This is a genomic window from Corallococcus sp. Z5C101001, assembly GCF_007352635.1.
Taxonomy (GTDB): Bacteria; Myxococcota; Myxococcia; order Myxococcales; family Myxococcaceae; genus Corallococcus; species Corallococcus silvisoli.
Map to the genome: position 1 here is coordinate 281,179 of NZ_VKLU01000014.1, position 18,238 is coordinate 299,416.

The window sequence follows — 18,238 nt, forward strand, 5'->3', positions numbered from 1 at the left end:
CCTCAGGCGGGTTGGGGCGCGTTCGGGTCGCTGATGGTGAGGGGCTGGCGCTGTCCGCCCGGGGCGACGAGGCTGGCGGTGAGGGCGAAGTCCGGCCCCATGCGCAGCTCCAGCGTGGTGGGGCCCGGGTGGGCCACGCGCCAGTCCGGCTCGATGCGCACCGTGCCCAGCAGCTCGCGCTCCACGGTGGTGCGGTCCAGGGCCTCGAAGAGGGCGATGGGCACGGGGCCGGGCCAGGGCGGCAGCTCCAGGTCCACGCTGCGCACCCCGGGCACGGGGGTATTGGCGGGGAGCACCTCGTGCTGGCCTCCGCCGGGCACCATGGCGCCAATGGGCATGGGCACCACGTCCGACAGGCCGCTGATGCCGCGCGCCAGGTTGCGCCCCAGGATGGCCGCGCCCACGGCCACGCCCAGCTCCGGGTGCACCTCCTTGTCGGACGACAGCTTCTTGAAGTGGGACAGGCGCTTGCGGATGGCGGGCATGCGCGTCTGGCCGCCCACCAGCACCAGCTCGTCGATGGCGTCCGGCTTCAGGCCCGCCTTCTCCAGCACGTCGTCGCACGCGGCGGCGGTGCGCTCGATGAGCTGGAACACCATGGCCTCCATCCGCTCGCGGGTGAGCGTGACGTTGAAGTCCACGAAGGCGCCGTTCTTCTGCGTGATGCACGGGATGCGCAGGGGGACGGACGGGTGGCTGCTCAGCGCCATCTTCGCGGACTCGGCGGCGAAGACGAGCCGCTGCATCACGACCTTGTTGTCCCGCAGGTCGACGCCGTGTTGCTTCTGGAAGTCGTCCACCAGCGCTTCGACGATGGCCTCGTCGAAGTTCGCGCCGCCGAGGAACGCGTCGCCGCCGGTGGCCAGCACCTTCACCACGCGGTTGCGCACCGACATGAGGGTGACGTCGAAGGTGCCGCCGCCCAGGTCGAACACCATCACCGTCTGCTCGGGGTTGCGCAGGTTGGCGTAGTAGAGCGCCGCGGCGGTGGGCTCGTTGACGATGGCGCGCACGCGCAGGCCGGCCTTCTCCGCCGCGCGGCGGATGGCCTCGCGCTGGCGGATGTTGGCGTGCGCGGGCACGGTGAGGACGCACTCCTCGAACTTCATCCCCGCCGCGTGCGTGGCCAGCGTGTTCAGGTGCTTGAGGATGAAGTGGGCCACGTCGATGAGCGGCGTCACCTTGCCGTACACCTCCACGGCGGTGTAGCCGTCCGGGCCCTCCACCAGCTCGAAGGCGAAGCGGCCCCGGTGGCGGGCCACGTACTCGGACTGGAAGCGGCGGCCCAGGAAGCGCTTGGCGCCGAAGACGGTGTGTCGCGGGTCGTCGATGATCTGCCGCCGCGCCGCGGGGCCGACGATGGCCTTGTCCCCCGCGTGGAACCACGCGATGGAGGGCAGGGTGAGGCTCTTCTCCGCGATGGGCACCACGCGCAGCTTGCCCGCCTTGTCGAAGTACGCCGCCGCGGTGTTGGTGGTCCCGAAGTCGATGCCGAGGATGGGGGCCGCGCTCGTGCTCATGAGAGGCGCCCATCCTCGCACGTCCCGGCGAGTCAGGGCACCCGGCCCGGCGGTGTGACGGGAGTCCTCCCGTCACGGGCCTGGGGCTCACGACCTGGGAGGTGGGTTGTAGCCGGCGTCACCGTAGGGCTTCAGGCGCTCCAGCCACATCTCCTCCAGCACCTTCAGCTCCTCCAGGGGTGGGGGCCCCCCGGACTCCTCGCGGGGCGGGAGCGTGTCCAGCACCTCGAAGGAGAAGGCCGCCTCGCCGAAGTGCTCCCAGTCCGCCTGGAGTTCCGGGATGCGGTGCATGCGCTGGGCGAACTCGAAGCGAGCGCGGTTGAACACAGCGGGCAGGTTGAGGCTGTGTCCCACGAACACCTTGCCGTTGGCGCGGTTGCGGATGGCGTAGATGCCCATGGGCACCTCCGCCTCCTTGTAGGCGCGCTTGCGTTCGGCGCGAGACGCCCGCGAGTCGTCACCGCTGGACATGGGCGCCTCCGTAGCCGAGCGAGACGAGCTTCGCCTCCAGCCGCTCCTTCGCGGCGCGGTCGAGGGGGCGCACCCAGTCGCGCCCCAGCCGGTCCCAGTCCGCGTCCTGCGCGTCGATGCCCAGCGCCTGGAGGAAGTCGGCCTCGCAGATGAAGCACTGGTGGCGGAAGGGGAAGAGGAAGCCCCCTTGCGTCTTCAAGGACAGCGCGGCCTCCGCGTAGGTGGAGAACCACCGGTTGAGGAAGACGCCCCGGCTCTGCTGGAAGAAGGCGCGGGTGTCCAGGCCGGGCAGGGGTGCGTCGCTGTCCTCCAGCGCGTGTTTCAGCTCCGTCCAGGTGGGGTGGCCCGCCTCCCGGGCGATGACGGTGAGCCCATGCTTGTGCTTCACGGTGTCCCGGCGCGCGAGCACCTCGCCCAGGGACAGGCTGGCGAAGAAGGGCAGGGCGCGCATCCGCTCCGCGGCGCGCGTGGCGCGGGCGGTTTCGGGCGAGCCCAGGTCCTTGAGCAGGAGCGACGCTCGGACCTTGTAATCATGCAGCGAGGTGGGGCGGGTGCTGCCGGTTCCCATGACGAATCCTCCGGTGCTGGCCCTCACCCGTTGGGGGACCGTGGAAGGACTTCATCGGGAGTCTGTCGACAGCGGGTGAAGCGAGGGTGACGTCGTCTTTCCGGGTGGCGGGCGCCCCTCGGCACCCGTGGCGGCAATAGACCAGACCCCTTCCGGGGCCGTCAACGCGCCTGGAAGCACGCGGCCGGGCGGGCGCCTCACGCCTCGGATTGTCCCCGGCGCAGGCCCAGGGCCTTCATCTTCTTGTAGAAGTGCCCCCGCTCCAGATCGAGGATCCGCGCCGCCTCCGTCACGTTGTCATGCGTGTGGGCGAGCACCCGCTGGATGATCTCCCGCTCCGCGTCCTCCACCTGCTCGCGGAAGGTCTGGTCCACGCGGGGCCGCCAGCCGCCCGGGCCTGATGGGGCGGCGGGCTCGGACGCCGCGGGCAGGGCCGCCGCCGGCGCTTGGAGCGACGCCGCGTCCCCGCCGACGGTGGGCTCGGGCATGGGGGGCAGCGGCCGGCCCCTGGGCAGCAGCTCCAGCGCGTCCGTGCGCGACACGACCGGGCCTTCGCAGAGGATGGCCAGCCGCTCCACCAGGTTGCGCAGCTCGCGCACGTTGCCCGGGTAGTCATACGCGCTCATCACCGCGAGCGCGTCCGGGGACAGCGCCAGCGGCCGCCGCCCGTTCTTCGCGCACGCCTCGCGCAGGAACGTGTCGATGAGGTCCGGCAGGTCCTCCCGGCGCTCGCGCAGCGGCGGGGAGTGAATCTGCACCACGTTGATGCGGTAGTAGAGGTCCTCGCGGAAGCGCCCGGCGGCGATCTCCTTCTCCAGGTTCTTGTTCGTCGCCGCGATGACGCGCACGTCCACCTTGAGCGTCTCCGCGCCGCCCACGCGCTCCAGCTCTCCCTCCTGGAGCACGCGCAGGAGCTTCGACTGCATCGCGGCCGGCATGTCGCCGATCTCATCCAGGAAGAGCGTGCCCTCGTGCGCCAGCTCGAACTTGCCGCGCCGCACGCTCACCGCGCCGGTGAACGCGCCCTTCTCATGGCCGAACAGCTCGCTCTCGATGAGGTCGTGCGGCACCGCGGCGCAGTTGAGCTTCACGAACGGCCCGCCCTTGCGCCGGGAGTGCTGGTGCAGCGCGCGGGCGATGAGCTCCTTGCCGGTGCCGTTCTCCCCGGTGATGAGCACGCGGCCCTCGCTGGGCGCCGCGCGCTGGATGAGGGAGAAGATGCGCTGCATGGCGGGCCCTCCGCCCACCATGTCGAAGCGGCCCAGCTGCGCGCGCAACTCCTGCAACTCCTCCATCGCCGCCTGGTGCTTGAGCGCGTTGCGCAGCGCCACCAGCAGCCGGTCGCGCGCCAGGGGCTTCTCCAGGAAGTCGCGCGCGCCCAGCTGCGTCGCCTTCACCGCCGTGTCGATGGTGCCGTGGCCCGACATCATGATGACCGGCAGGTCCGGCTTGAGCTCCGTGAGCCGGGCCAGCACCGTCAGTCCGTCCATGTCCGGCATCTTCACGTCCATCAAGACCGCATCCACCGGGCGTGCGCTCACCACGTCCAGGGCCACCTGGCCGCTGCTGGCCAGCTCCGTGCGGTAGCCCGCCAGCTGCAACGACTGGCTGAGGGTCAGGAGGATGTTCTTTTCGTCATCGACGATGAGGACGGCGGCGGGCATGGGCAAACCGCTCACACTCTCACGGAAATAATCGGGGCATCAAGGGTCTCGTGCCATCCCCAAGGGCAGGGAAAAGACAAATCTTTTGACTCTCCCCGGCGGGTCCGACTACACGCGACAGCCTTGGCCCGCGCGCGCGTGGGTCCCCTTTTTCCCGTGGTTGCTGTCGGAGGAATGATGCGTCGGATTTCGCTTTGGGCCGGGTTGGCCCTCGCCGTGGCCGTGATGACCGGGTGCCCGCCCACCTACCCCAAGTGCAACAACGACGATAACTGCAAGGAGAAGGGCGAAGTCTGCGTCCAGGGCCAGTGCCAGGAGTGCGCCACGGACGCCAACTGCCGTGAGGGTTTCACCTGCCAGGCCAACAAGTGCGCCCCCAAGCCCCCTGAGTGCACCACGGACGCGGCCTGTGGCTCCGGCCGCATCTGCGAGGCCGGCAAGTGCGCCGAGGCCCAGTGCAAGGACGACTCTTCCTGCAACGGCGGCAAGTGCCAGGCCGGCCGCTGCCAGGCCCCCAAGGACACCTGCTCCGCCAGCACCGACTGCGCCGAGGGCCAGGAGTGCGAGTCCGGCCGCTGCGTGGCGGCGAACACCAGCTCGCGCTGCGACTACTCGCCGGTGCGCTTCGGCTTCAATGAGTCCACCCTGGACTCCAGCGCGCAGTCGCGCCTGAGCGACCTGGCGGCCTGCATCAAGGCGAGCCAGGGGAAGATCACCCTGGGCGGCCACGCCGACGAGCGCGGCACGGAAGAGTACAACCTCCAGCTGTCCAACCGCCGCGCCGCCGCGGTCAAGCGTTACCTGGTGGACCTGGGCGTGCCGTCCAACCGGCTGTCCACGGTGGGCTACGGCGAGACCCGCCCGGTGTCCAACGCGTCCACCGAGGAAGGCTGGGCGGAGAACCGCCGCGTGGAGTTCCAGCGCTAGTTCTGAGGTAGGCTCTGGCGCGAATGGCCGCTCTTGAGTCGGAAACGCGTCAGTCCTACCTCGTCTTCGCGTGTGGAAGCAGTTGGTACGCGGTGCCCGCGGAAGCCGCGGCGGAGGTTGTCACCTTCCCCGAGCTGACGCGGGTACCGGGTTCCCCGCCCCACCTGCTGGGCGTGTTCGCGCACCGGGGTGAAGTCATCCCCGTCGTGGACATGAGCCTCCTGGTGGGCGGGGCCACCGCCGGGTCCCGCCGCGCAGTGCTGGTGCGGCTGACCCGAGGCACCCTGGCCCTCACCGCCAGCACCGTCGCGGGCGTGTCCGCCCTGATGGGCGCGCTGGAGCCCCTGGGCCCCTCGGGCGTCCACGTCCACCTGCGCGGCCCCGTCAAGAGCGGCGCGCGCGACGTGGCGGTCATCGACCCGGAAGGTCTCTTCGACCACCTCAGCCAGGGCGGCTAGCCCCATGGCTCCCGCGGGCCGGGTCGAGGGGACGCTCCTGTGCCACGTAGGGCCCCACCGCATCGCCTTCGAGGCGGGCGAGGTGGCCTCCATCGCGGCGCCCGACAGCGCGTCGCTGTCCGCCCATCGGGCCTTCCGGGAGGAGGGCTGTGCCCAGCGCGTGCTCCTGACGGCCCTGGGCGAGGCCGTGGGCGTGGACGGTCTGGAGATCGACGCGGAGGTCCTGTCGGTGCTGCCGCCATCCCCGCTCGTGGCCGGCGCCTCCGGGGGCAGCCTGCGCGGCTTCGTGCTCACGCGCGGGGTGCTCTGGCCGCTCTTGCACCTGGACACCTTCCAGCGCTACCTGCGCGGCCTGGCGCGGGAGGGCGCATGAGTCCGCTTCCGGAGCTGCGCTCGCTGGGCCGGTGGACGACGCGGCCGCGCATCACGGGCAGCTGCGTTGGCGTGGTGCTGGCGCTGCTGCACATCCACGTGCCGCGCACGCTGCCGGAGGCGGCGCGCACGCCCTTGTCGGGGCTGATGCTGTGCGCGCTCGTGCTGTTCGTCAGCGTGGGGTTCGCGCGCGACAACCGGGCCCTGCGCACGCTGTTCGCGCTGAGCGACGGGCGGCTGCCCGTCCAGTCCGAGCACCTGCGCGTGGCGCTCCAGGAGGTGGCGGCCATCCCCGGCCGCAGCTTCGGCTTCGTGATGCAGGGGTGGCTGGGCGGGACGTTGATGGTGTCGCTCGCCCTGCCCCTGCTGGCGCACGTGTCGTGGACGGAGGGCCTGCGGGTGATGGTGCTGGGGATGTCCATCGGCCCCCTGAGCGGGATGTTCGTCTACCTGATGATGGTGCGCCGGGCGCGGGTCACGCTGGAGCGGCTGGTGGCGCTGGGGCCGTCGCCGCTGGAGGTGCTGGCGGCGCTGCCGCCCCGGCGCATGCACATCCGCCGGCGGCTGGTGCTGTTCACCGCCATCGCCGTCGTGAGTCCGTCGCTCTTCATCCTGGACGTGGCCTTCACGCGGACGGTGACGGTGGTGGACGCATGGGCGCGGGCCTCCACGCCCGAGGCGCGGGCGGAGGTGGTGGCGCGGGCGCGCGAGGGCGGGGGGCCTCCCCTGGGGCTCGTCCCGGGGCTCGTCACGCTATTCATCCTGGGCACCGCGGCGCTCGCGGGCACGGCGCTGTCGGAGCCCCTGCGCGCCATCACGGAGGACGCGACGCGCATCGCGAGCGGCGAGGTGCGTCCCCCGCGCGTCATCCACGCGGAGGACGAGGTGTGGGCCACGTCCGCGGCCTTCACCCAGATGCAGGTGCAGCTGGTGCAGGCGCTGTCGCAGCTGCGGCGCGCGGGCATCCAGATCTCCACCACCACCGAGCAGCTGGTGGCCACCAGCACGGGCCAGGAGGTCGGCGCGGACGAGCAGGCCGGGGCGCTCAACGCCACCAGCGCCACCACGGAGGAGCTGGCGCGGTCGGCGCAGCAGATCGCGGACAACGCGGAGTCGGTGTCCGCCATCGCGGAGACGACCTTTGGCGCGGCGCAGTCCGGCCAGCGCGGCGCCACCGCCTTCCTGGGCTCCATGCAGCGGATGAAGGAGGACAACGAGGCCATCGCGGACGCGGTGGTGCGCCTCAACAAGCGCGTGCAGCAGATTGGCAAGGTGGTGGAGTTCATCAACGAGATCGCCGACAAGTCGGACCTGCTGGCGCTCAACGCGGAGCTGGAGGGGACGAAGGCGGGCGAGGTGGGGCGGGGCTTCTCGCTGGTGGCGGCGGAGATGCGCCGGCTGGCGGAGAACGTCATCCGCTCCACGAAGGAGATCGAAGGGCTCATCGGGGAGATCCGCGACGCGACGAACGCGGCGGTGATGGCCACCGAGGCGGGCCTGAAGACGACGGAGCTGGGCACGCTCCTGGCGGCGCAGGTGGACGACAGCCTGGGGCTCATCCTGGAGCTGGCGCGGCAGACGTCGCACGCGGTGCGCAGCATCTCGCTGGCCACGCTCCAGCAGCAGACGGGCACGGATCAGCTCGCGGCGGCCATGGGCGACATCCTGCGCGTCACCGAACAGAACGCCGCGGCCACCAAGCAGATGGTGGCGGCCAACGCGGACCTGTCCACCCTGGCGCACGACCTGCAACACGTGGTGCGGCGCTTCCACATCGAGTCGCCCGGTGGCTCTGGAGAAGGGTGAGATGGCCATGGCCTCGCGAGCGGGTCCCCGGCGGGCTTCCTTCAGCCGGCACCTGATGTTCCCCATCCCGTTGGCGAACCTGGTGGGCTCCACGCTGGGGCTGCACTTCGCGTCGCTCGTGATGGGCCGGCCGGTGGTGGAGCGCCTGGGCACGCTCGTCATCCTGGTGGTGGGGGTGAGCGCGCTGCACATGCTCCTGGGCGTGGGCGTGTCGCTGCGCCGCTTCCCCACGCTGCGGGCCCTGGAGCGGGGCGACCTGCCGCCCACGCCCGAGCACCTGTCGGTGGCGGTGGGCGAGGTGGCGCGGGCTCCGGGCGAGGCGTTCTTCCGCTCGCTGGGGCTGTGGGGGCTGACCACGGGCGTGGTGGCGCTGGCGCTCTGGACGGTGATGGAGCTGCCGGGGGACGTCACCCTGCGGGTCGCGGGGCTGGGGGCGCTGTTCGGTCCGCTCACGTCGCTGCTCGTGTACGGGCTCGTCACGCTGCGGGCCCGGCGGGGCGTGCTGTGGGTGGTGGAGCAGGGGCTGACGCACGCGCAGGTCATCGCCGCGTTGCCTCGGCGGGCGCGGATCCGCGCGCGGCTCGTGGCCTTCACCGCCATCTGCGTGGTGACGCCCGCCGTCCTGTGCTCCCAGGTCGTCACGGCGCTGTCGGACCGCGTCTTCATGCGCCTGCTGGACGCGGGCAGCCCGGACGTGCAGGGCGTGCTGGTGGAGGCGCTGCGCGTGGAGGCGTTCACGTCCAGCGTGTTGCTGGGCGCGGTGGTGTTCGGGCTGGCGCTCGCCACGGCGTACCTGGGGGGCACGTTGTTGGGCCGGCCCATGCGGGAGCTGTCCGGGGAGGCGCGCCGCATCGCCGGGGGCGACCTGGCCAGTCCCCGGCTCGTGCCCGCGGAGGACGAGGTGTGGGCGGTGTCTGCGGCCTTCACCACGATGCGCGCGCACCTGGCGGACGTGCTCGCGCAGCTGAAGCGCGCGGGCGCCCAGATTTCGGCCACCACCGAGGAGATCCTCAGCACCTCCGGGCGCTACGAGGCGGGCGCCGCGGAGCAGGCCAGCAGCCTGGATGAGACGAGCGCGACCACGGAGGAGCTGGCGCGCTCGGCGAAGCAGATCGCGGAGAACGCGGGGTCGGTGGCGGAGATCGCCCAGCGCACGCTGGCGGCGGCCCAGGGGGGACAGCGCAGCGCGGAGTCATTCCTGGGCGCCATGTCGCGCATGCGCCAGGACAACCGGGCCATTGGTTCGGCGGTGGCGCGGCTCAACAAGCGCGTGCAGCAGATCGGGAAGATCGTCGAGTTCATCAACGGCGTCGCGGACAAGTCGGACCTGCTGGCGCTCAACGCGGAGCTGGAGGGGACGAAGGCGGGCGAGGTGGGGCGGGGCTTCTCGCTGGTGGCGGCGGAGATGCGCCGGCTGGCGGAGAACGTGCTGGAGTCCACGAAGGAGATTGAAGGGCTCATCGAGGAGGTGCGCGAGGCGTCCGCCGCGGCGGTGATGGTGACGGGGGGCGGCGTGCGCGCGGTGGAGACGGGGACGGGGCTCGCGGAGCAGGTGTCGGAGTCGCTCCGGCAGATCGTGAGCCTGGCGGGGCAGACGTCGGACGCGGTGCGGATCATCTCCCGGTCCACGCAGCAGCAGCAGGCGGGAACGGATCAGCTCGCGGACACGATGGCGGACATCCTGCGCATCACGCAGCAGAGCCTCAACGCGACGAAGCAGGTGGGCGCCGCGAACGGGGACCTGCTGGGGTTGGCGCAGGATCTGCGAGGGGTGGTGGAGCGCTTCCAGATCCACCATGAGACGCTGCGCAAGGGGGACGGCGGGTGAACCCCAGCGAACGGCTCCTCAAGCAGTTCCGAGACCTGGTCACGGTGCGCCTGGAGCGCATCAACCGCTCCCTGATGGAGCTGGAGACCGGGGGCAGCCTGGAGGCCGGGCAGCGGGTGCTGCGCGAGCTGCATGGGCTCAAGGGCGAGGCCCGGATGATGGGCTTCGATGAGATCAACACGCTCGTGCACCAGATGGAGGAGCTGGTCCGCTGCGCGGAGCCCCACCGCTACCGGCTGTCGCCGGAGTCCACGGACGCGCTGCTGGCCACGGCGGACACGGTGCTCGCGCTGTCGGGCGCGATGCAGGCTGGGGAGCCCCTGCTCGCGGTGGAGACACTGGTGGCGACGCTCCAGCAGCGGGCCATCGTGGAGGCCGCGCGCCCTCCGGCGGCTCCCCGTCCGGAGGAGAGCGGCTGGATGGGGCAGGGCCTCGGGCGTGCCACGGGTCCCGTGGCCAGGGGAGAAGGCGCGTCGCCTGTCGTGTCTCACCTGCTCGTGGCGGCCCGTCCGGAGCCGCCGGGGGGCTCGGGGGGGCGCGCGCATTGGGGCGCGGGGGCGCCGCGCCCGGAGGTCTCCCCGCCCGGAGGAACGTCGGCGACCGGTGGAGCGTCGCAGTTCCTGACGGCGGCCCTCCGGTCGGAGTCCGCTGGGGCGAGCCCTGATGGGCTTGTCGCTGGTGCCGTGCCGGGGACGTACGCGCTGCCTTCGGGTGCTGCTGTTCCGCAGGGGGCGCCGGCGTCGTCTGCTGGCCCCGGTGCCGTGCCGGGGGCTCACGCTCCGACCGCGGGTTCCGGAGCCGCGCCGGGTGCGCACGCGCCGGCTGTCGGTGCGGGAGTTTCGCCGGGTGCGCACGCGCCGGTTGCCAGCCCCGGTGTCGTGCCGGGCTCGCACCTGGGAGGCCTCGGCGCTGGTGGCTCGGGGGGCGCGTTCCTCGTGGGCCCCGCCACTGGAAGCGTTGTGAGCGGGCACCTCTCGACGACTGGCGCGCTGCCGGGCCCGCGGATGGGCGAGCCCTCCGCGCGCGCTCGCTCCGGGGCCTCGTCGAAGCATGGCGCCAGCCCGGTGCGGACCGGGGACGTCCGCATGGACACCGCCGTGCGCATCGGCGTGGCCAGCCTGGACATGCTCACCAGCGCGGTGACCAACCTGGGACAGGTCGCGCGCCGCCGAGAGCTGGCCACCGCCCGTCGCCTGGAGCTCGTGCGCGAGCTGAGCGACCTGGCCCGCGCCGCGGAGGACCTGGGCCCCGCCGGCATGCCGCTCGCGGAGCGGCTGGGGCGCGCCAAGGAGCTGGCCGCCACCCTGCACCGCGAGGCCAAGCTGCTCGCCAACGCGGAGCTCCGCGACCTGGGGCAGGTGTCGGAGGAGATCCAGGGCCTGCGCATGCTGCCCCTGTCCGTCCTCTTCGAACCCTACCCCCGCATGGTGCGGGACCTGGCCCGGGAGCTGGGCCGGGAGGTGGAGCTGGTCGTGGACGGTGAGGACACCCGCGCGGACCGCGCCGTCGTGGAGGCCCTGCGCGAACCGCTCATGCACCTGGTTCGCAACGCCCTGGACCACGGCCTGGAGACGCGCGTGGACCGGGTCGCCTCCGGCAAGCACCCCCGGGGCTGCCTCACCTTGCGCGCCGCGCGCGAGGGCAGCCGGATCATCCTCCGCGTGGAGGACGACGGCGCGGGCATGGACCCCGTCCTCCTCCGGCGCGTGGCCGTGCGCAGGGGCATGCTCGACGAGGCCGCCGCCCACGCGCTGTCCGACGCCGCCGCGCGCGACCTGGTCTTCCTGCCCGGCTTCACCTCCCGTGAAGTGGTGACCGACCTGTCAGGTCGGGGCGTGGGCCTGGATGCGGTGCGCACCTCCCTCCAGGCCCTGGGCGGCGACGTGGGCGTGGAGTCCGCGCCCGGCTGGGGCACCATCTTCACCCTGCGCGTGCCGGTGTCCCTCACCGTGGCGCCCCTGCTCTTCGTCCAGGTGGGCGACGAAACCCTCGCCCTCAGCGCCGTCCACGTCTCCCGCGCCCTCAAGGTGGACGCCTCCGACGTGGGCGAGGTCGCTGGCAGGCCCACCCTCCGGATGGAGGGCCGCGTGCTGCCCTTCGCCTCGCTGGCGTCGCTGCTCGGGATGGGCCCCGAGCGCCCTGCCCGTGAGGGTGAGCTGGTGCTGGTGGTGAAGGGCCAGGGCATGGAGGCCGCACTGGCGGTGGATCGCGTGCTGGAGGAGCGGGTCCAGGCCATCCTCCCGCTGAAGGGCATCCTCGCGCGCTTCACCCACCTCACCGGGGCCACGTCGCTCGCGGACGGGCGTCTGGCCATGGTGCTGTCGGCGGCCGCGCTGGCCGCGGGGGTGCATGGCACCGCGCCCCTGAAGCTCGCCCGTCCCTCCCTCCGCACGCCCGCGCCGCGCCGCCGCCGCATCCTCGTGGTGGACGACTCGCCCCTCACCCGCGAGCTGGTGGCGAACCTGCTGGAGGCGGTGGGGTACGACACCCTCCGCGCGCCGGATGGGCCCTCGGCGCTGGAGCGGCTGGAGGAGGGGCCCCCGGTGGAGCTGGTCGTCACCGACCTGGAGATGCCGGAGATGGACGGCGTGGAGCTCACCCGGCGCCTCAAGGCGGCCCCCGCCCATGGCCAGCTGCCCGTCGTCATCCTGACCACCCGGGGAGGGGAGGAGGACCGGGCGCGTGGGTTGGCGGCCGGGGCGGACGGCTACATCACGAAGGGCGATCTCGTCCGGCAGGACCTGGTGGATGTCGTGGGGCGGCTCCTGGGCACAAGTCCCTGAAGGCCGGGCCACGCGCATTGCTATACTCCCGGAGCGCGTACGGGGTATGGAACGTCCATGGGCAAGAAAGTGTCGGTGCTGGTGGTCGATGACTCGGTCATCTGCCGACAGCTCATCAGCGCGGCGTTGAGCGACGACCCGGATGTCGAGGTCGTTGGCACCGCTTCGAACGGCCAGGAGGCCGTTGCCCTCACCAAGGAGCTGCGCCCCCACGTCATCACCATGGACGTGGACATGCCCGTCATGGACGGGCTCACCGCCGTGGAGCACATCATGGCGGAGGTCCCCACGCCCATCCTGGTGCTGACGGGTGACCCTCGCTCCCAGGCCCCCGCGCTGACCTACCGCGCGCTGGAGCTGGGCGCGCTGGCGCTGCAGATCAAGCCCTCCATCGACGCGGGCCCGGAGGCGTGGAACCTCACCAAGGAGGTGAAGCTCATCTCCTCCGTGCGCGTCATCCGCCACGTCCGCGGCCAGAAGCGCGGGCACGCCGGGACGCCGCACCCCGCGGCGGTCCTGCCCGCGGCCTCCATGGGCATCGTGGCGGTGGCCGCCAGCACCGGGGGCCCGCAGGTGCTCTACCGGATGCTGTCGGAGCTGCCCGCGGACTTCCCGGCGCCCATCGTCATCGTCCAGCACATCAACGCGGCCTTCTCCGAGTCGCTGGCCAGCTGGCTCGCCAACGCGAGCAAGCTCAAGGTGCGGCTGGCGCAGGACGGAGACACCCTGGTGGCCGGTCAGGTGCTGGTGGCGCCGCCGGATCAGCACCTGGTGGTGCCCCTGCGCGGGCGGGTGGCGCTCAAGCCGGGGGTGGAGCGCGACGGGCACATGCCCAGCGGCACCGTGCTGCTGGAGAGCGTGGCGAAGGCCTACGGCCGGCGCGCGGTGGGCGTGGTGCTCACGGGCATGGGCGCGGACGGGGCGGATGGGCTCCTGGCCATCAAGCAGGCCGGAGGCCTGGCCCTGGCCCAGAACGAGGAGTCCTGCGTGGTGTTCGGCATGCCGGGCGCGGCGGTGGAGCGCAAGGCGGTGGATCACCTCATCCACGGCGATGACGTCGCCGCCACGCTGGCGCGGCTGGCGCGCGGAGAGTCGCTGGCCGCGAGCCGTTGACCGCGCGCGATGACGCCTCCTTCCGAGCGCTGGGCCCCCGTCCACGCGTGGCTCCAGGCGCACACGGGCATGGCCCTGAGCGGTGCCCAGCGGCGCAGGCTGGACGCGCGCCTGGAGGCGCTGGGCCTGGAGGGCCCCGCCGCGCAGGTGCTCAAACACCTGCGCTCGCCGGCGGGCGCGGCGGACCTGACGCGGCTGGTGGACGCGGCGGCCGTGCACACGTCGGAGGTGTTCCGGGACGAGGTGCAGCTGGCCGCCTTCCGCGAGCACGTGCTGTCGCCCCGGGTGCAGCGCTCGAAGGCGCCGCTGCGCGTGTGGAGCGCCGGCTGCGCCGCGGGCGAGGAGGTGGCCACGCTGCTCATGCTGATGGCGCAGGAGGGCGCGGATCCCGCCAGCCGCGTGCTGGGCACGGACATCTCCGAACAGGTGCTGACCCGGGCACGTGAGCTGAGCTTCCCGGCGGAGGCGCTGCGGCGGGTTCCGGACGGCCCTCGCGCGCGCTACCTCGAGCCCCGGGGCCGGCGCCACGCGCTGGTGGAGGCTTTGCGCACGCAGGCCGATTTCCGGCGCCACAACCTGATGGAGACGCCCTACCCGGAGCCGGTGGGGGGCGGCGGCTTCGACATCATCTTCTGCCGCAACGTCCTCATCTACTTCACCCCGGAGGCCTTCCACCGCACCGTGTGGAACCTGGGGGAGCGGCTCGTCCCCGGCGGCGTGCTGGTGCTGTCCGCCGCGGAGCCCCTGCTCCAGGTGCCCCGGATGCTGCGGCTGCTGCCGTTCGAGCACGCGTTCTTCTACGTGCGCCTGGATGACGTGTCAGCTCCCGCGCCGAAGCGGGGCTCCGGTCGCTTCCCGGCGCTCCCCGTGGAGGGGCCGCCGAAGCGGGACCCCGGCCCGGTGCCCTCGGAGGTCGCGGCGCCCGAAGCGCTCGCGTCCCGGATGGCGGAGGCGGACTGGCTCTTCTCCTGCGTGCTCGATGGCGCCTCCACCGGCGTCTCCGACGCGGAGTCGGAGCGCGACCTGCGCCGGTGCCTGGAGCTGGATCCAGACCACGTCGCCGCCCGCTACCTGCTGGGGCTCCTGTTGGAGCAGTGCGGCCAGCCCGGCGCGGCCGTGGACGCGTACCGCCGGGCGCTCGCCGCGGTGGACTCCGGGCGGGCCCGGCCCGTGCCCTTCTTCCTCAACCTGTCCCGGCTCCGGGTGGCCTGCGCGCGGGCGGTGGAGCGGCTGGAGGTCGAAGGCCCGCGCTGAGGTCCGGGGGGCCTGCCTGCCTGGCCGGTGCGGCCGGGCGCCCCTGGAAACAGAAGCGGCGCGCGGAGCGCTTTGGACCTAGGATGCCGGGCCCATGCGCAGGCTCGTGCTCTTCGCCTTGTTGACCGCCGCCGTCCCCGGATGTTTCTACCCCGCCGACCGGGGTCGTGCCCTTGAAGCCAAGGTGGACCGCCTGGGAGCGGACAACGCCCGGCTCGCCGAGGAGCTGAAGGAGGCGCGTGAGCAGCTCGCCGCCACCCAGCCGAAGATCGACGAGAAGGTCGCCCAGGTGACCCAGGCCCTGCAGAGCCTGGACACCGCCGCGCGCCGCAAGGACGCGGACATCGGCGTGCAGTTCCAGAAGACGGTGGAGGACCTGGCGCAGCTGCGCGGCCAGGTGGAGACTTACCTCTACAAGATCGGGGAGCTGGAGGCGGCGCTCGGCAAGAGCACGGAGGAGACCAACCAGCGGCTCCTGGCGCTCCAGGGCACGGAGGCGGTGAAGGAGGCCGAGGCGAAGAAGAAGGCCGAGGAGCTCCAGCGCCCCGCGGACAAGAAGGACTTCCTCGCGCTCGCGCAGGACAAGGCGAAGGCGGGCGACGCGCTGGTGGCGCGCCAGCTCTACAACGAGTTCGTGAAGAAGTGGCCCAAGGACCCGCTCGTCGGCGAGGCGCACTTCGGCCTGGGGGAGACGTACTTCACCGAGGGCAAGTGCCGCGAGGCCCTCTTCGAGTACGGCAAGGTGGTGCAGGACTTCGCGAAGACGGCCTCCGCGCCGGACGCGTACCTGCGCTCCTCCGAGTGCTTCCAGAAGCTGAAGATGAAGGAAGAGTCGAAGCTCGCGCTGGAGGAGCTGGTGAAGAGCTACCCCAAGTCGGAGGCGGCCAAGACGGCGAAGACGAAGCTGGCGGAGCTGGACAAGAAGCCCGCCCCCGCCCCTGCCGCCCCCGCTCCGAAGAAGGCGAAGAAGTGAGCCCGCGCGCGCCCCGGCTCGCCGCGCTGGCGCTGCTGCTGCTCCTGCCGCTCATCGCGGGGGCCGCGCCGAAGAAGCTCGTGCTGCTCTTCACCGGAGACAATGGGGGCGAAATCGCCCCCTGTGGTTGACGCTACAACCCGTCTGGCGGTCTGGCCAGACGAACGACGGTCCTGAACCAGGAGCGCGCGAAGGGCGTGCCGGTGCTCGTACTGGACGCGGGCAACGCGCTCTTCAAGACCCTGGCGGATGGCCAGGATGCGACGGCGAAGCTGCGCGCGGGGCTCCTGCTGGAGCAGATGGGCGCGCAGGGCTACACGGCGATGGCCGTGGGCCAGCGCGACCTCGTGCTGGGCGTGGACTTCCTGAAGAAGAAGACGAAGGGGGCGAAGCTCAAGCTGCTGTCCGCGAACCTCGTGGACGCGAAGGGCCAGCCCCTGTTCCCCGCGTCCGTGGTGACGTCCGTGGGCGGGCTGAAGGTGGGCATCATCGGCGTGTCGCCCGCGTCGCCGGACCCCCAGGCTCCGGCGGGAGGCTCGGACGGCTCGGCCTTCCTGCCCCCAGGGGTCCGGGGCCTGCCGGTGGGGCCCGCGGTGGCCGCGGAGGTGAAGCGCCTGCGCCAGACGGCCCCGGTGGACCTGGTGGTGGTGCTGGCCGCGGTGCCCTACGTGGAGTCCGTGCGACTGGCCCAGGGGGCCGAGGGCGTGGACTTCGTGGTGCAGTCGCACGACGGCCGGGGCGTGGGCATGGCGCAGCGCCAGGGCGTGTCCACGCTGGTGCCGCCCGGTGAGCGGGGCCGGCAGCTGGCGAAGCTGGAGGTGTCCCTGGAGGGCACCGGTCCCTTCAGCGACCTGGGCGAAGCGAACCGCGCCCGGGAGAGCCAGCGCATGGTGGAGGCGAACATCGCGCGGGTGAACGAGCGGCTCAAGACGGAGAAGAACGAGGACGCGCGCCGCTCCCTCCAGGAGACGCTGGCCTCCTTCGAGTCCCGGCGCGATGCCCTGGCCCGCACCGCGGCGGCCAGTGGTCCGGCGACCGGGCGCACCTACCTGCTGACGTACCTGCAGCTGGGACCGGACGTGGCCTCCGACGCCACCGTCCAGCAGCAGGTGGAGCGCATCGAGCCGCCCGGCTCCACGGGGCACTGATCCGCTTCGCGCGGGCCCGACCTCATCCGTTCTGCGACGCTGCGTGAAACACGTGTTTCACGTACCTGTCGCGTCATGTCTCACGAGGGCCTGGCCCGCCGCAGAGCAGGCGAGCCACGTTACGTGGTTCGCATGGCAGGCGGGTTGCTGAGCGAATAATGTGAGCACCTGGATTCCGGCCCTCCACACCGCTCTCGCAGGAGCGGTGGGCCGTGCGTGATCGATAACGGGTGGCACTGCCTCGAGGGCCCGCGTCCGGAGTTCCGGGCGCCCGTCACGGGCCGGCTCCCGTCCAGAGTGCGGAGTCAATTCGATGAGCAGCAGCAGCGATCTGTCGAAGCGAATCGCGAATCTGTCGCCAGAGAAGCGCTCGGAGTTGCTGAAGAAGCTGGCGGCGCAGAAGCAGGCCGGCGGCGACGCGGGGGGGCATGGGGCGTTCCCCCGGAGGAATCGAGCACTTCCGGCGGAGCTCTCGTTCGCGCAGCAGCGGCTGTGGATCCTGGATCAGCTCGAGTCGGGCACCGCGCTCTACAACGTCCCGGTCGCGGTCCGGCTGGAGGGCGTGCTGGACGTGGGCGTGCTGGAGCGAGCGCTGCGCGAGGTGGTGCGCCGACATGAATCGCTGCGCACGACGTTCCACGCGGACGATGCGGGGCCGGTGCAGCGCTTCAGCGACGACGGGGTGCTGGAACTGGAGCATGGCGATGTGACGGCGGAGCCCGCCGACGCGCGCGAGGCGGAGGCCTGGCGTCGGGTGGAGGCCGGTGCACGGCAGCCGTTCGACCTGGCTCGGGGCCCGCTGATGCGCGCGCTGCTGGTGAAGCTGGGGGAGATGGACCACCTCCTGATGGTGGTGCTGCACCACATCGTGTCGGACGGGTGGTCGGTGGGGGTGTTGGTGCGGGAAGTGGCGGTGCTCTACGGGGTGTTCGCGCAGGGACAGCCGTCGCCGCTGCCAGAGCTGCCCATCCAGTACGCGGACTACGCGGTTTGGCAGCGCGAGCAACTGCGCGGCGCGGTGCTGGACAAGCAGCTGGGGTACTGGCGCGAGCAGTTGCGGGGCGCGCCGCCCGCGCTGGAGTTGATGACGGACATGCCCCGGCCCGCGGTGAGTGCCTTCCGGGGGGCTCGCAAGCCTGTCCAGTGGCCCCGGCCGCTGACGGAGGCGTTGAAGGTCCTGGCGCAGCAGGAAGGCGCGACGCTCTTCACCGTGCTGCTGGCGGGCTGGCAGACAGTGCTCGCGCGCTACTCCGGTCAGGATGACGTGAGCGTGGGCTCGCCCATGGCGGGCCGGACGCGCTCGGAGTTGGAAGGCCTCATCGGCGTGTTCGTGAACACGCTGGTGCTGCGCGC

Annotated in this window: 16 protein-coding genes; 12 read left to right on the top strand and 4 right to left on the bottom strand. The window is 72.2% G+C overall.

The features are described 5' to 3' along the window. Window positions 1–2: 2 nt before the first annotated feature. The 4 genes from FOF48_RS29600 to FOF48_RS29610 all read right to left on the bottom strand — a co-directional run bounded on the left by FOF48_RS29600 (window position 3) and on the right by FOF48_RS29610 (window position 4,223). A complete protein-coding gene (locus tag FOF48_RS29600; RefSeq protein WP_143907045.1) occupies window positions 3–1,520 on the bottom strand; it encodes an Hsp70 family protein in 1,518 nt (505 codons plus the stop codon). A gap of 87 nt (window positions 1,521–1,607) precedes the next feature. Further along, window positions 1,608–1,991 (bottom strand): GIY-YIG nuclease family protein, encoded by a 384-nt coding sequence (locus FOF48_RS36605; RefSeq protein ID WP_186002119.1) that lies wholly within the window; start codon window positions 1,989–1,991, stop codon window positions 1,608–1,610. Beyond that, on the bottom strand, window positions 1,978–2,559 hold the full coding sequence (locus tag FOF48_RS36610) for a hypothetical protein (protein WP_186002120.1): 582 nt from the start codon (window positions 2,557–2,559) through the stop codon (window positions 1,978–1,980). The genes FOF48_RS36605 and FOF48_RS36610 overlap by 14 nt, the downstream gene beginning before the upstream one ends. Before the next feature lie 197 nt (window positions 2,560–2,756). Continuing rightward, entirely contained in the window at window positions 2,757–4,223 is a 1,467-nt protein-coding gene (locus FOF48_RS29610) for a sigma-54 dependent transcriptional regulator (protein WP_143907047.1), read from the bottom strand. 177 nt (window positions 4,224–4,400) lie between these two features. On the opposite strand from FOF48_RS29610, the gene FOF48_RS29615 reads away from it, so the two are divergent. The 12 genes from FOF48_RS29615 to FOF48_RS29665 form a co-directional block, all read left to right on the top strand. Further along, window positions 4,401–5,150 carry an OmpA family protein gene (locus tag FOF48_RS29615; RefSeq protein ID WP_143907101.1) on the top strand — a complete coding sequence of 250 codons (750 nt, stop codon included), beginning with the start codon at window positions 4,401–4,403 and terminating at the stop codon, window positions 5,148–5,150. 23 nt (window positions 5,151–5,173) lie between these two features. Continuing rightward, a complete protein-coding gene (locus tag FOF48_RS29620) occupies window positions 5,174–5,608 on the top strand; it encodes a chemotaxis protein CheW (protein ID WP_143907049.1) in 435 nt (144 codons plus the stop codon). Window positions 5,609–5,612: 4 nt separating this feature from the next. Beyond that, window positions 5,613–5,981 carry a protein CrdC gene (locus tag FOF48_RS29625; RefSeq protein ID WP_143907051.1) on the top strand — a complete coding sequence of 123 codons (369 nt, stop codon included), beginning with the start codon at window positions 5,613–5,615 and terminating at the stop codon, window positions 5,979–5,981. Continuing rightward, the gene (locus tag FOF48_RS29630; protein WP_143907053.1) at window positions 5,978–7,786 is read left to right on the top strand and encodes a methyl-accepting chemotaxis protein; all 1,809 of its coding nucleotides are present in this window, start codon (window positions 5,978–5,980) and stop codon (window positions 7,784–7,786) included. Before FOF48_RS29625 ends, FOF48_RS29630 begins: the two co-directional genes overlap by 4 nt. A gap of 7 nt (window positions 7,787–7,793) precedes the next feature. After that, window positions 7,794–9,614, top strand: a complete 1,821-nt coding sequence (locus tag FOF48_RS29635; RefSeq protein WP_143907103.1) for a methyl-accepting chemotaxis protein — start codon at window positions 7,794–7,796, stop codon at window positions 9,612–9,614. Further along, on the top strand, window positions 9,611–12,397 hold the full coding sequence (locus tag FOF48_RS29640; protein WP_143907055.1) for a response regulator: 2,787 nt from the start codon (window positions 9,611–9,613) through the stop codon (window positions 12,395–12,397). Before FOF48_RS29635 ends, FOF48_RS29640 begins: the two co-directional genes overlap by 4 nt. A 57-nt stretch (window positions 12,398–12,454) precedes the next feature. Beyond that, window positions 12,455–13,510, top strand: a complete 1,056-nt coding sequence (gene cheB, locus FOF48_RS29645) for a chemotaxis-specific protein-glutamate methyltransferase CheB (protein ID WP_143907057.1) — start codon at window positions 12,455–12,457, stop codon at window positions 13,508–13,510. Between the two features lie 9 nt (window positions 13,511–13,519). Beyond that, a complete protein-coding gene (locus FOF48_RS29650; RefSeq protein WP_143907059.1) occupies window positions 13,520–14,764 on the top strand; it encodes a protein-glutamate O-methyltransferase CheR in 1,245 nt (414 codons plus the stop codon). A 94-nt stretch (window positions 14,765–14,858) separates the two neighbouring features. Beyond that, a complete protein-coding gene (locus FOF48_RS29655; RefSeq protein WP_143907061.1) occupies window positions 14,859–15,737 on the top strand; it encodes a tetratricopeptide repeat protein in 879 nt (292 codons plus the stop codon). Further along, window positions 15,734–15,868 carry a hypothetical protein gene (locus tag FOF48_RS37335; protein WP_255442823.1) on the top strand — a complete coding sequence of 45 codons (135 nt, stop codon included), beginning with the start codon at window positions 15,734–15,736 and terminating at the stop codon, window positions 15,866–15,868. Before FOF48_RS29655 ends, FOF48_RS37335 begins: the two co-directional genes overlap by 4 nt. Before the next feature lie 66 nt (window positions 15,869–15,934). Beyond that, window positions 15,935–16,885: a 5'-nucleotidase gene (locus FOF48_RS29660; RefSeq protein ID WP_186002121.1), complete on the top strand. Its 951-nt coding sequence runs from the start codon at window positions 15,935–15,937 to the stop codon at window positions 16,883–16,885. Window positions 16,886–17,198: 313 nt separating this feature from the next. Beyond that, on the top strand, window positions 17,199–18,238 hold a 1,040-nt coding region (locus FOF48_RS29665), incomplete at its 3' end, for a condensation domain-containing protein (protein WP_255442824.1).